At 43.7% G+C, this 12640-nt stretch carries 17 protein-coding genes; 10 read left to right on the forward strand and 7 right to left on the reverse strand.

The window, feature by feature from the left end:
- Nucleotides 1–22: 22 nt before the first annotated feature.
- A complete protein-coding gene (locus tag ABDK00_RS02945; protein WP_346238013.1) occupies nt 23–358 on the forward strand; it encodes an MmcQ/YjbR family DNA-binding protein in 336 nt (111 codons plus the stop codon).
- Here ABDK00_RS02945 and cysM read toward each other — a convergent pair.
- Nucleotides 355–1236 (reverse strand): cysteine synthase CysM, encoded by an 882-nt coding sequence (cysM, locus tag ABDK00_RS02950; RefSeq protein WP_346238014.1) that lies wholly within the window; start codon nt 1234–1236, stop codon nt 355–357. The genes ABDK00_RS02945 and cysM overlap by 4 nt on opposite strands.
- A 155-nt stretch (nt 1237–1391) precedes the next feature.
- Here cysM and ABDK00_RS02955 point away from each other — a divergent pair, with 155 nt between their 5' ends.
- From ABDK00_RS02955 to ABDK00_RS02965, 3 genes are all read left to right on the forward strand, one after another.
- Nucleotides 1392–2801, forward strand: coding sequence for an FAD-binding oxidoreductase (locus ABDK00_RS02955; RefSeq protein ID WP_346238015.1), 1410 nt, complete (start codon nt 1392–1394; stop codon nt 2799–2801).
- A 64-nt stretch (nt 2802–2865) separates the two neighbouring features.
- Nucleotides 2866–3558 (forward strand): hypothetical protein, encoded by a 693-nt coding sequence (locus tag ABDK00_RS02960; protein WP_346238016.1) that lies wholly within the window; start codon nt 2866–2868, stop codon nt 3556–3558.
- Nucleotides 3559–3577: 19 nt separating this feature from the next.
- The gene (locus ABDK00_RS02965; protein ID WP_346238017.1) at nt 3578–3742 is read left to right on the forward strand and encodes a DUF6728 family protein; all 165 of its coding nucleotides are present in this window, start codon (nt 3578–3580) and stop codon (nt 3740–3742) included.
- Here ABDK00_RS02965 and lpxB read toward each other — a convergent pair.
- Both lpxB and surE read right to left on the reverse strand, forming a co-directional pair.
- Nucleotides 3728–4867, reverse strand: coding sequence for a lipid-A-disaccharide synthase (lpxB, locus tag ABDK00_RS02970; RefSeq protein ID WP_346238306.1), 1140 nt, complete (start codon nt 4865–4867; stop codon nt 3728–3730). The genes ABDK00_RS02965 and lpxB overlap by 15 nt on opposite strands.
- A 33-nt stretch (nt 4868–4900) precedes the next feature.
- Nucleotides 4901–5749 (reverse strand): 5'/3'-nucleotidase SurE, encoded by an 849-nt coding sequence (gene surE / locus ABDK00_RS02975; protein ID WP_346238018.1) that lies wholly within the window; start codon nt 5747–5749, stop codon nt 4901–4903.
- A 212-nt stretch (nt 5750–5961) separates the two neighbouring features.
- Between surE and ABDK00_RS02980 the strand changes: the two genes are divergently transcribed.
- The 3 genes from ABDK00_RS02980 (at nt 5962) to ABDK00_RS02990 (ending at nt 7510) form a co-directional block, all read left to right on the forward strand.
- Complete coding sequence (locus ABDK00_RS02980; RefSeq protein WP_346238019.1) at nt 5962–6489, forward strand: hypothetical protein; 528 nt, start codon at nt 5962–5964, stop codon at nt 6487–6489.
- 89 nt (nt 6490–6578) lie between these two features.
- On the forward strand, nt 6579–7211 hold the full coding sequence (locus tag ABDK00_RS02985) for a hypothetical protein (protein ID WP_346238020.1): 633 nt from the start codon (nt 6579–6581) through the stop codon (nt 7209–7211).
- Nucleotides 7212–7219: 8 nt separating this feature from the next.
- Nucleotides 7220–7510 carry a transcriptional regulator gene (locus tag ABDK00_RS02990; protein WP_346238021.1) on the forward strand — a complete coding sequence of 97 codons (291 nt, stop codon included), beginning with the start codon at nt 7220–7222 and terminating at the stop codon, nt 7508–7510.
- Between the two features lie 28 nt (nt 7511–7538).
- Here ABDK00_RS02990 and ABDK00_RS02995 read toward each other — a convergent pair whose 3' ends face one another.
- The 3 genes from ABDK00_RS02995 to ABDK00_RS03005 all read right to left on the reverse strand — a co-directional run bounded on the left by ABDK00_RS02995 (nt 7539) and on the right by ABDK00_RS03005 (nt 10097).
- Nucleotides 7539–8027: a ribonuclease H-like YkuK family protein gene (locus ABDK00_RS02995; RefSeq protein ID WP_346238022.1), complete on the reverse strand. Its 489-nt coding sequence runs from the start codon at nt 8025–8027 to the stop codon at nt 7539–7541.
- A 318-nt stretch (nt 8028–8345) separates the two neighbouring features.
- Entirely contained in the window at nt 8346–9455 is a 1110-nt protein-coding gene (locus ABDK00_RS03000) for a PA0069 family radical SAM protein (RefSeq protein WP_346238023.1), read from the reverse strand.
- Between the two features lie 33 nt (nt 9456–9488).
- Complete coding sequence (locus ABDK00_RS03005; RefSeq protein WP_346238024.1) at nt 9489–10097, reverse strand: 2'-5' RNA ligase family protein; 609 nt, start codon at nt 10095–10097, stop codon at nt 9489–9491.
- Nucleotides 10098–10215: 118 nt separating this feature from the next.
- Between ABDK00_RS03005 and ABDK00_RS03010 the strand changes: the two genes are divergently transcribed.
- From ABDK00_RS03010 to ABDK00_RS03020, 3 genes are read left to right on the forward strand one after another with little or no spacing between them, the layout of a single operon-like run.
- Complete coding sequence (locus tag ABDK00_RS03010) at nt 10216–10725, forward strand: hypothetical protein (protein ID WP_346238025.1); 510 nt, start codon at nt 10216–10218, stop codon at nt 10723–10725.
- Nucleotides 10725–11549: a hypothetical protein gene (locus ABDK00_RS03015; protein ID WP_346238026.1), complete on the forward strand. Its 825-nt coding sequence runs from the start codon at nt 10725–10727 to the stop codon at nt 11547–11549. Before ABDK00_RS03010 ends, ABDK00_RS03015 begins: the two co-directional genes overlap by 1 nt.
- A gap of 2 nt (nt 11550–11551) precedes the next feature.
- Nucleotides 11552–12172, forward strand: coding sequence for a hypothetical protein (locus ABDK00_RS03020; protein ID WP_346238027.1), 621 nt, complete (start codon nt 11552–11554; stop codon nt 12170–12172).
- A gap of 78 nt (nt 12173–12250) precedes the next feature.
- On the opposite strand, the gene apaG is transcribed toward ABDK00_RS03020, so the two are convergent.
- Nucleotides 12251–12637, reverse strand: a complete 387-nt coding sequence (gene apaG, locus ABDK00_RS03025) for a Co2+/Mg2+ efflux protein ApaG (RefSeq protein ID WP_346238028.1) — start codon at nt 12635–12637, stop codon at nt 12251–12253.
- Between the last annotated feature and the right edge of the window lie 3 nt (nt 12638–12640).

Raw genomic sequence — 12640 nt, forward strand, 5'->3', positions numbered from 1 at the left:
GACGTGAAATTTTATAAAACATATGCACATAGAAATCATTCGCGATTACTGTCTTTCAAAAAAAGACGTAGAAGAGGTCTTACCCTTTGGGCCGGAAACACTCGTTTATAAAGTTAATGGAAAGATTTTTTTGCTGATGGGTATGGATGCCGACCCTTTATCTTTTAATGTGAAATGTGATCCCGACCTGGCTTTGGAGCTAAGGGAAAATTATGATTGTGTGCAGCCCGGATATCATATGAATAAGAAGCATTGGAACACGATCGTGGTCGATGGTTCTATGCCGGCCCCGGATCTGAAAAAATGGATAGATCATTCTTATGATCTCGTAGCTAAGAAATCAAAAAGAAAATCTTAATCAAAAAGATCGGACGAAAGATAACGGTCGCCCCGGTCGCAGATAATGCAAACAATCACGCCGCTTTCCAGTTGTTTTGAAAGCTCAACTGCCGCGTGAACTGCACCACCGCTGCTCATGCCCGCAAAAATAGCTTCTTCCCGCGCCAGGCGTTTTGCCATAGTACGCGCATCCTGCTCGTCTAACTCAATGATTTGATCAACGCGGCTTTTATCAAATATTTTAGGAAGATAAGCCGCCGGCCATTTCCTGATGCCGGGAATACTGGAATTATCAGTTGGTTGGCAACCGACAATTTGAATGGCAGGGTTAAATTCTTTGAGCGATTTGGATACACCCATGATGGTGCCGGTAGTGCCCATAGAAGAAACAAAATGCGTAACCGAGCCTTTTGTGTCGCGCCATATTTCCGGGCCCGTCGTTTTATAGTGCATGCCCGGGTTATCAGGATTTGCAAACTGGTTGAGCATTAAATACCCGGCTTGTTTTAGTTTTTCGTTGGCGTAGTCGATCGAGCCTTCCATCCCTCTGTCTTTAGCTGTGAGGGTGACTTTGGCGCCATAGGCCTGCATGGTTAGCACGCGTTCGCGGGTGGCGCTTTCGGGCATTACCAGTTCTATTTCAATATCAAATAGATTGGCGATCATGGCAAGAGCAATACCCGTGTTCCCACTGGTCGCTTCGATAAGCCTTGTGCCTGGCTTGATGTCGCCGCGATCGATAGCGCCCTTGATCATGCCATAAGCTGCACGGTCTTTCACACTTCCGCCCGGATTATTTCCTTCAAGTTTGGCAAATATTTGAACCTTGTCGTTTATTGCGATTTTATTGAGTTCCACCAGCGGTGTGTTGCCTATCTGATCCAGTATTCCAGCCATATTCGTTTTTTTGGGTCGTTCAAAGATAACGGTTGATTTTTTTAGATGTTGCGCCTTCGTTTTAATGTTGTGTTATGCCATCAGCTCTCCCCTTTCTGATAAAAATGAAATTTTATAATGAACGTTTCATCTGTTTAAAAACTATATTTACAGCGATGAAAGCGCAACAGTTTAACATAACAGCAGAAATATTAGAATCGTTCAAAAATATTGTCGGAAAGGATCAATTTTTTGTCGACGACGAGTCGCTGACGCAATACGCCCACGACGAAACGGAAACCCTGAGTTTTAAACCTCATGTGGTTTTAAAGCCCGGCAGCGCTGGGGAAATCAGCGAAATTTTAAAGATCTGTAATGAATTTCATATTCCGGTGACGCCGAGAGGTGCTGGTACGGGATTGAGCGGCGGAGCGCTGCCTCATTTGGGCGGAGTGGTCATTTCTACCGAAAAGCTAAATAAGATACTGGACATCGACGAGCGCAATTTGCAGGTAACTACCGAACCGGGCGTTATCACTGAAGTGCTGCAAAGCACCGTGGCTGAAAAGGGGTTGTTTTACCCGCCCGACCCTGCGAGTAAAGGCTCTTGTTTTATCGGCGGTAATATTTCAGAAAACAGCGGCGGCCCGCGCGCTGTAAAATATGGCGTGGTAAAGGATTATGTTTTGAACCTGGAAGTGGTTTTACCGACAGGAGAGATCATCTGGACGGGCGCCAACGTTTTGAAAAATGCCACAGGATATAATATTACACAATTGATTGTCGGAAGCGAAGGCACTTTGGGCATTGTAACAAAAATCGTTTTAAGACTGATCCCGCTTCCCAAATATGACTTGCTAATTCTGGCGCCCTTCGCCAGTCTTGAAAAAGCTTGTGAAGCGGTTAGCGCCATCTTTAGAGCGGGATACACGCCCAGTGCACTGGAGTTGATGGAGATTGATGCATTGAAAATTGTGAGCAATATGGTGGACAGTCATTCTGTTCCGGTGAATGACGATATCGAGGCGCATTTGCTGATAGAAGTGGATGGGAATGATACCGAAGTATTGTTTAAAGAAATGGAACAAATAGCTGCGGTGTTGGAGCAATACGAGGCAGGAGAGTTGCTGTTTGCAGAGGATGCGCAGCAGAAAGAAGAACTTTGGAAACTGCGGCGCAAGGTGGCGGAATATGTTAAAATGGTGGGATATACAATAGAAGAAGATGCGGTTGTGCCCCGGGCCGAATTGCCCAGGCTTATCAAAGGGCTTAAAGCGCTCGGCCGGCAGTATGCTTTTGATGTAGTTGCCTACGGCCACGCCGGCGATGGCAACCTGCATATCCGGATCAAAAAAGAAAGTGTCGCAGATAGTTATCAAAATCCGGAAATGGATAAAATTATCCGCGAGCTTTTTTTATTGGTGAAAGATTTGGGCGGAACGATCAGTGGCGAACACGGCATTGGGCTGATACAAAAAGGATTTATGGATATTGTGTTTGAAGAGCGCCAGTTGCAGATCATGAGAGATATCAAAAAAGTGTTTGATCCTCATGGCATATTAAACCGGGGTAAGATTTTTGATTAGCCACAGTGGCAACCCTTGGAGATTAAATATTAATTTTACCACGAAAGCAATAAAAATAGTTGAGATGAACAGAAGCATTTTTGTAGGGTGTGTCTTGTTGACTTTAACGATATCCAATGCGGTTTTTGCGCAGGACGATGAAGTAAAAGTTCGCAATGCCAATGAAGATCCTGAGCCTATTGAAGAAAAAGGGTTTAAAAAACATAATCTTTTTACCGGTGGCGGTGTTACGGCGTCTTTCTTTTCCGGCGGTTCTGTGTTGGGGGCCAGTCCGGTGCTTGGCTACAAGCTCAACGATTATTTCGATGCCGGTGTGGTGTTGAATTATGTGTACAATGGATCGCGCGATGTTTATGAATATAACGATAAGTTGAGGCAGCATGTGTTCGGGCCTGGTGTTTTTGCACGTGCCTTCCCGGTGCCGTTCCTGTTTGCGCAGGCTCAGCTCGAACATAATTTTACAAATATCAATTACACGGGTTCCGGCTCTGCCCGCCCTGATGATAAGTATCGCGCCAGCGCTACCTCGTTGCTTTTGGGCGGCGGATTGTCTACCGGCCGGCAAAAGGGAGGAACGACCTTTTTTTATTTTTCAGTATTGGCCGATGTTTTAAAAGACGCGAACAGCCCTTATGTTGATGTGTCTTTCGATCCCAACAGCGGTGCGCGTCGCGTGCAGATCGTGCCCGTCATTAGAGCGGGTGTCAACGTGGGGTTATTTCAAAAAAGATATGGTGTTTACGACAATGATTATTGATACTTTATAATAAGGCGCTATGGGAGTACTTAAACAATTAGCCGAATATTTATTCCTGAAGAAAAAGGACCCGAACCGGCCGAAAAGCAGCTGGGTAGGTTATATGCACAATATCAACAGGATCAGCATTTTCCTGTTTATTATCTGCCTGATTATTTTGGCGATAAAATTACTGCGTAGCTGAGGCGATGATGATAGCCGCTGCCTTCTCAGATGCCGCGCCTGCCGCGCTTAGCTTTGATTTCAATTCTTGATAATCGCTCTTTATCTGCTGCTTTTTTTCCGCATTGTTGAGTAAAAGACCGAGCTCGCCGGTGAGGTTTTTTACATTCATTTCGTCCTGGATCAGTTCCTTCACCACTTCCTTATCCATGATCAGGTTCACCAGGGAAATATATTTGATGTTGATTACGCGTTTCGCAATTTGGTAACTGATGGCTGAGCCTTTATAACAAACCACTTCCGGAACTTCGAACAGCGCTGTTTCTAAAGTGGCTGTTCCAGAGGTAACTAGCGCTGCAGTGGATTGCAAAAGCAAATCGTAAGTGCGGTTGTTAACGATGCTTACATTTGGATAAGGACTTGTAAAGGTTTGATAAAAAGAGTGGTCTAAAGAAGGCGCCTGCGCGATCACGAATTGATGATCGGGAAAAGCTTTACTTACTTCCAGCATCACCGGCAGTTTTTTTTCAATTTCCTGCTTGCGGCTTCCGGGAAGCAATGCTACCACCGGCTTTTGATTGACCGACCCGCTGGCGTCCCTGATCAATAGTTCATTATCGGCCGTTTGTTTTTTGGCTATCTCTTCCAACAGGGGATGGCCGACATAGGTTACGTCCCAATCCCATTTGTTTTTAAAATAATCTTTTTCGAAAGGTAAAATGACCAGCATTTTATCAATGCATTGCTTCATCATTTTTACACGGTTCTCTTTCCATGCCCAAACCTGTGGTGAAATATAATACACTACTTTAATACCCTGCTGTTTCGCCCATTTGGCCATGCGCAGGTTAAAACCTGGATAGTCGATCAAGACCAACACATCGGGTTTGAAGCGCAGGATGTCTTCTTTACAAAACTTAAGGTTTTTAAGAATGGTACCCAGATTTTTGACTACTTCAATAAAACCCATAAAAGCCAGCTCGCGATAGTGCTTGACTAAGGCGCCGCCAGCGGCTGCCATCTTATCGCCGCCCCAGCAGCGAATAAGGCATTGAGGATCCTTTCCTTTTATGGCCGCGATCAGGTTGCCGCCATGCAGGTCGCCAGATGCTTCGCCCGCTATGATGTAATATTTATTGATAGTAATTGCTTTTTAAAAGTGGCCGTTCAAAATTCTAAGTTATTGTGACTTCGGCATTGATTTTTTTACAATTTTTTTGATTGGTTTTTTGACAGTGCGGTCGGGTTTTTCTTTCCACTGCTTTTCCAGTTTTTTCTTCAAAGCATAATCGGTCAAATCAAATTCGACAGGCACAATGCTCACGTAATTATTGGCCAGCGCCCAGACATCGCTGTCACGCGCATTATCAAAGTTGACAAACTCTCCTGTGAGCCAATAGTATTTTTTGCCACTGGGATCTTTCCGCTCTAAAAAACTCTCTTTATATTTTGCGTAAGCCTGTTTACAAATTTTATATCCTTTGATTTCAGATAACGGGAAATCAGGGATGTTTACGTTTAATAAAATATGTTTGGAAAGTTTGTCCTTCAGCATTTTTTCTGTCACCAGGCGCGCATAGTGTTGCGCTGCGGAAAAGTCGGCGTGCACACTGTAGTTCATCAACGAAAAGCCAACGGCCGGGATATTTTCAATCGCTGCTTCCATCGCTGCGGACATGGTTCCGGAGTAGATCACGTTTATACTGTGGTTCGGACCGTGGTTAATGCCGCTCAAACATAAGTCGGGCTTGCGGTGCAAAACCTTATCTACAGCGAGTTTTACGCAATCTACCGGGGTTCCTGAACAGGAGTATGCATCTATTTCGGGAAATAACTCGGTTTTTTGTAATCGGAGCGGATGCCCGATGGTTATAGCGTGCCCCATGCCCGATTGCGGTTTGTCAGGGGCCACGATCACCACTTGCCCCAGGTCTTTCACCGCTTCGTATAGCGCTTTGATGCCCGGCGCCGTAATGCCATCATCATTAGTAATCAGGATAACTGGTTTGTTTTTCTTCGCTTTTGCCATAGTAGCAAATGTAGCTGAAAGTTGAAAAGTTAAAAAGTTTATGTGAAGACGCCGAAGCGATCTCCTCCAACAGATCAGCGTTTCAACTTTAATTTTTTGCTTTCATTTCCTAATAATTTGATAAAATAAAAATTACCGCAACCGATCCGAAATGGTCCTTCGTCTAATAACAAAGCGCTTCTACATTATTAAAGTTATTAAATCTATAAGCCATGAAAAAGTTTACTATCGTTGCGTTAGTTCTTGTTGGATTTGCTTTTTCGCAACAGGCCGCTGCTCAGGTTCGCGTCAATATCAATATCGGTAATCAGCCCGGCTGGGGACCTGTGGGATATAATTATGCACGGTATTATTATTTGCCTGAAGCCAATGCTTATTACGACGTGAATGCCGCCCGGTTTATGTATTTGCAGCGGGGCCGGTGGGTTACATCAAGATATCTGCCTTCTGCCTATCGGGGTGTCAATCTTTATAACACCTATAAAGTAGTTGTGAACCGGAGCTATGCGCCGTATCGCGACAACCGAAGCGACTGGATGCGCTATGGTAAATACAGGAGTTTTCATAATCAATCGATCATCCGCGACAGCCGCGATTACAGGTATTATGAAAGCCGTTATCATCCTAAGCATAAAGAATGGAAAGGCAACAGATACGACAAGTATGATCGCGACCGGCACCGGAAAGATCATGATCGGAGAGATCGGGATCGGAGAGATCGGGATCGCGGGCGCAGGTAGTCCGCAATAAAAAAGGTTAAAGCCATCAGCAGATGGCTTTTTTTGTGGAACGGGATTTTTACTTTTCTTTGTAGTTCAAAGCGCTTTTTATGAATGAAAATATTAGGGAGGATTTGCAGCACATCAGAAAAATGATGGAGCAATCTTCTCGGTTTATCTCGCTGAGTGGTATGTCGGGCGTTGTGGCCGGCATTATCGCCATTATTGGGGCCGGGGTGGCCTACTTTATTTACGATGCTGACGGTAGTAATTACATGGTCGGGTTTCCCGAGATGTATAATCGCCAGATGATAAGCCGGCTGGTCATTTTGGCCCTTCTTGTTTTAGCCGGGGCGCTTACTTCTGGCATTCTTTTCACCGTGAAAAACAGCAAAAGAAAGGGATTGAAAATATGGACGGCTACCACCCGTCAGCTACTCTTATCCTTGGCCGTTCCGTTGATAGCGGGAGGGTTATTTTGCATTGCATGTTTGTATCAGCATTATTTCACTATTGTGGCGCCGGCAACACTCGTCTTTTACGGGCTGGCGCTGGTAAATGCTGCGCGGTATACGTATTCGGATATACAGAACCTTGGCTATTGCGAAATTTTATTGGGTATTGTAGCGTTATTTATACCCGGATATACGCTGTTTTTTTGGGCCCTCGGTTTTGGCGTTTTGCATATTGTCTACGGCCTGGTTATGTATCGAAAATATGAAAAGAAAGAGGACCTGAATTAGCAATTGAAATGAGCCTGATCAATCAGTTAAATAAAGATTTTGAAAGCAGGGTGCGGCTGGGTATCATGTCGGTGCTGGTGGTAAATGCCTGGGTCGATTTTTTGGAGATGAAGGAGCACCTGCAGGTCACCGACGGTAATCTGGCGAGCCATATCAACGCGCTGGAGCAAAAAAAATACGTGGAAGTAAAAAAGGAATTTGTAGGGAAGAAAACCAAAACATCTTATAAAATTACCAAACAGGGCAGGCAGGCTTTTGAGGCGCATATTAACGCGCTGGAAAAATTGTTGAAAGGATAGCAGGTATTTGAGATGCAGCCTTAAAAAATTATTGCACGACTTTATTGGCGCAGCTCGAACTTGCAAAAGCTTCAGGCTTGGCCTTAAAAGAAAAGCCCATGCCGGTGATATAACCGATGGCTTCTTTTAATGCAGCATTGCTTTTATAAGCCGGGCTTGTATTGATATCTACGTGAACTTCCATGTCCACTTTATGATTGGTAAAAACATTGCTGAGGTGGTAAGCGATTTCAATGCTTTTAGAAACTTCGGTCATCATGCGTTGCTTGATGCTCATTTTTTCGCGCGTGGTTTCGTTATTTAAAAACATAAAAGCGCCGCGGCCTTTTCTTACAAAAACAATAACGGTAGCAAATTCTGTGTGGGCGCCCTTCACCTGGCTGTCGGTGCCGATACACACTTTTAGCGAGTGGCCGAGTTCTTTTTCGCGGAGCAGTGCGCCATGTACTTCATCTTCTATGTAGTTTCTAAGGTACTCTCCGGTCAGTTTTCTCCATTGTTTTGTTTGATATTGCATGGGATAAGCGTTTCCTTCGTTTTTTATAGTTGATGCCCGTCTAAACGAACGGGCAAAAAATGCATCAGGATAGTCGCCGCCTCAATGATCTGCTTACACAAGGATTATTTCACAACATTATTATTTATTCTTAAAAGAATACAAATAAACTTATGCACAGTATGTGAATGATGCGCCTTGCAGGTGGACTCGTTCATCTTATTCAACCTACAAATTAGGGAACTTTCTTTCGGCGCGGTATTAAGATTGTGTTATGATGCGGATGGAGGAAGCTGCCGCGTTTAAATTTATTCATTAGAATCAATGGCTCCGTCTGGTTTAAAATAATGTAAACTGTTGCCCCGGCCTCTTAAAACTACTGAGATTTAGACCCGTGCGGCCTTCATTCATGTTATATATTTTCCCGTATTTGGCATATTGCTGGGCCACCATTTCCGCAATGCTGCCTTCGCCCCGCATACGCAGGCCCCAGCGGCTATCGTTAACTTTTCCGTTGTGGCTTTGTTCTATGAGATGCCAGATTTTATCGGCTCTGTCCGGAAAATTTTTGTATAGCCAATCATGAAACAGAAATTTGATTGCGCCATTAAGCCGTATAAATGTATAAGCTGTGAATGTGGCGCCTGCTTCGGATGCGGCTTTCATGATGCGTTGCATTTCATGATCGTTGAGGCCCGGAATCATGGGTCCCATCATAACGCCCATATTAACACCTGCCTTACTCAATTCCTCAATCACTTTCAAGCGCTGCGAGGCGGTGGTGGTGCGCGGTTCCATCACGCGGCGAAGGTCTTCGTTAAACGAGGTAATGGATACCATCGCTCTTACGAGGTTTTTCTGCGCCATTTCCTGCAGCACATCTTTATCATTTAAAATCGCGGCATTTTTAGTGAGAATACCAACGGGCTGATTGAATTCATTACAAACCTGGAGCAGGCTGCGCGTCAATCTATATTTCCGCTCTGCCGGTTGATAGCAATCGGTGTTGCCGCTCAACATGATGGGCATTACTTCCCACCGCGGATGCATCAATTGTTTTCTTAATAACTGAGGCGCATTGGTTTTAACGATTATTTTTTGTTCAAAATCGACACCGGCGCTGTAACCCCAGTATTCATGAACGTTTCGCGCATAGCAGTAAATACATCCATGCTCGCAACCGGCATAGGCGTTCATGCTGTAGGCCATTCCTACATCAGGACTGTCGACTTTGTTGACGATCGTTTTCGCCTGTTGCTCGATATACTGGGTAGCGATATTGGGCTTGCTCCAGTCATCGATTCCTTCAATATGTTCCTGCACCTGCTCGTTCTTTGAAAACCGGTTCCGGGTGTTGATTTGAGCACCACGGCCCTGTAAATATGGAGTAGCATCATCTTTTTTTGTGATGGATACTTTGAAATGATCCTGCTTTAGTTTTCTTTCCATGATTTGTTCCTTGAGGTTTAGAAAAAAAGTTTTTTAGAAAAGGGCAGCCTGTGAAGCGCGATGAATTGAATGTTGAAACTCGAATCTTTCGATTAGCTTATATGGGTCGGCGTCGGAGGACTTTCGGAGCAGTATCATAGAGCTTGCGATAAACCTGCCCGAAAAGTTTTGATGTTGATAGGCAAGCCAACCCTGTTCATATTGCCAGGGCTTCAGCTTTCGGGCGATAGTAATATGTGGCTCCAAAATAAAATGAGGTTTATTGTCTTTATCCAATTTCAGTTGCCGTTGAAGCTCAGTTCTGATTGTTTTTACAGTGCTTTGAAAACCTGTTTTGGACGACACGTTGAGATAAATAGTATGAGTTGGAAAACTGCCATAACCGTTCAAATCTATTGAAATAGGAGCGAGTTGCATCGCTACGGATCGAAGCCTTTGGCAGATGCGGCTTTCGAAACTTGTATATTGCCGGTATCTTACCAGTGTCAAATGTGGCTTGCCTTTTACGGCTTCGGAGGCCTTAAATCGCTCAGCAAATTGTAGCTTAACATCGCTTATAGCTTCGCGCAAATCTTTGCGCGGCTCAATCAGCAAAAAATAATCGGCAACGGCGGGTTGTTGAATAAATGGACCAGAAGACATATTAGCTAATTTATTTAGTATCAAAAATACTAAAAATTTTAGTTTAAATAATTTTTTGTTTTTTCGTCAATTGGTTATATATTAGATTTTTATTTAACCTTTTTAAAACACTAACTGTATGAGAAAAATCTCCCCAAACGCCGTGGTGCTATTACTGCTTTTTATTATTTCTTTGATAAGTTGTAAAAAAACGTATGATTCAAATGCGGAACTAACCATTCCTGGCGACGCAATTGGTATCGAGAAGAAAATCGGATTAAAATTATTAGCTGCTGCAAGAGGAGTTGATATTAGGGCTGAATTGATGACGCAATCAATCGCTAACTCAGAAAAGACAGATTATCATATTAAGCTAAATGAACTTGTTTCGCAACGTTCTGTTAGTAAAAATGCAATTTTACCAAGAAGTGTAATTGCTTCTGATATTCGTGACCTTTCAGCATTAAGCGGTGCTTTACAGAATATTAAAAATGGAAATAGCCCTGTGATCTTCTACCCTCGTTCGGAAGTAATGCAGCATCGAATCAATCGTGCTAAAAACAACGCTGCATTAGGGTTTGCTAAAATATCTATCAGCGATGTGAAGCAAGCCTTAGAGGTAATAAGACCCAAACCCGGTCGGTTGTAATGTATAATAATCCGGAACAGCCAACGCCTTATGATTTTATGTACGATCCCTCCGATCAGGAAGATCCTGGTTATCCCGTTGATCCCGGTATGTATGGGCAGCCAGGGTATCCGTTGCCTGCTGATGAAGGTGAATTAATGGTAGTGCCTGCATCTGGATATGACCCTGCTACCGGATTGGCAGATGCATATATGATAAATGAAACAGGGGATGATCTTATTCCGGTCGGTAAGGTTAATGAAGAATATGCATGGGAGCACGATATCATTGTTATCGGAGCAGAAGATCCAACTCTTGCAGATTCCGAATATTGGCCTATCGACGACCTGTGGTCATCTAATGGGCAAGTAACGCCGCCGGCAACTTCAGGAAGAACGGAAGGACAAACTGAATTTGGCGGATTGATACAAATTACGAACTTAAATGCTGTTGAGGGTTGGGTAGCAGGCAAGTTGGAGTTTATGTATAATGTTGTTACTTCTAATGGTTTTATTGCCAAGGATAGTCGCAAGTTTCCGAAAGTAAAAAGAAAATATCTTAGGGATAGCAAATGGTACGACTTTGGTGACAATATATTGGATTGGAGTACATCTCTCTACGGAAAACATATGTTTGAACTATGGGGAGAAATTGACTGGGGCCCGTCAGCGCCAAGGTCGGCCAATGCTTCTTTCCCTCCCGATTGTGAGAATTGTCCTGCTGTTACTAAACCCTATAGTACGCAGATAACAACCGGCGAGATTTTAGGTTCCGCTATTGTATCTTTTAGTCACAAAAAATCGCAGGTATATACTATGAACGGTTCAAATTTTAAAAGAAAATAGAAATGATTAGTAAATATGTGTTCGCCTTCGCCTTAATTTTCATCATGTTGCCCGTTCTTACTTTTTCACAGGTAAGACGGGAAAAAATCTTCTTCGATCTAAATAGAAGCAGGCATGGCTCGGGAGATATGGAGGGCTTGTCTATAGGCCTGCAATATAACAGGGGCCTCAGTAAAAGGTTTGATTGGTACGGCGATTTAGGCTTTTCAATGTACGACCTGTCTTACCAGGAAAGTAACCCCAACGTAGGAGATGAAACCTACGAGCAACGCTACGTAACGGCAGGACTTCAAATTGGCGGAGGAGTTGCCTATAAGCCTTTGGCTGCTAAAAATGAAATCAATATTCAATTAGGGCCGATTCTAAGATATCAATCGAGTTCTCTTGCGGGCAGTGCCAGTACTTATTATCCAGACTTAACCGGCCTGCCGATGGTAGTGGAACACGTGAAATTTTATGGCGAGCCATTGAGAACCTTCAATCTCGGTGCTAAGTTAAGACTGGGTTATTCCTATGTTTTTACAAAGGGCTTGCTGTTGGGTGCCAATGTTTATTTACAAACGGATACCTATGGCGATACTATTCATGGATATGGAATAACGGTCGGAAAAAGGATGAATTAAGTCAGATGTTTTTGAAGCTGAAAGCCCCGATGTGTCTTATATACATCGGGGCTTTCTATAACGAAATTGAAACCTAACCTAATTCGCCTTACAGGGAACAATCATTTCAAATTCGGGGATAAGCACCTGGAATTTCTTTTTCAGGTCAAGGTTTTCCATTTCATAAACGCCTTTCATTTTCCCCATATCGGTGCAGAGATTGCAGCCGCTCATATACTGATAGCTTTCGCCAGCCTCCAACACAGGCTGAACGCCTACGACGCCTTCGCCTTCCACTTCGCGGTAAACGCCATTGCTGTCAAAAATATTCCAATGGCGGCGCAGCAATTTAACCGGGTGAGAATTGTAATTTTCGAGGGTGATGCGATATGCAAACATGTATTCATTCTGCAGGGGGTTGCTGTATTCAGGCTGATAAAAAACCTCAACATTTACCATTATGCCTGCGGATATCATGTTGCTCATGAA

It is taken from the genome of Niabella insulisoli (genome assembly GCF_039652435.2).
Classification (GTDB): domain Bacteria; phylum Bacteroidota; class Bacteroidia; order Chitinophagales; family Chitinophagaceae; genus Niabella; species Niabella insulamsoli.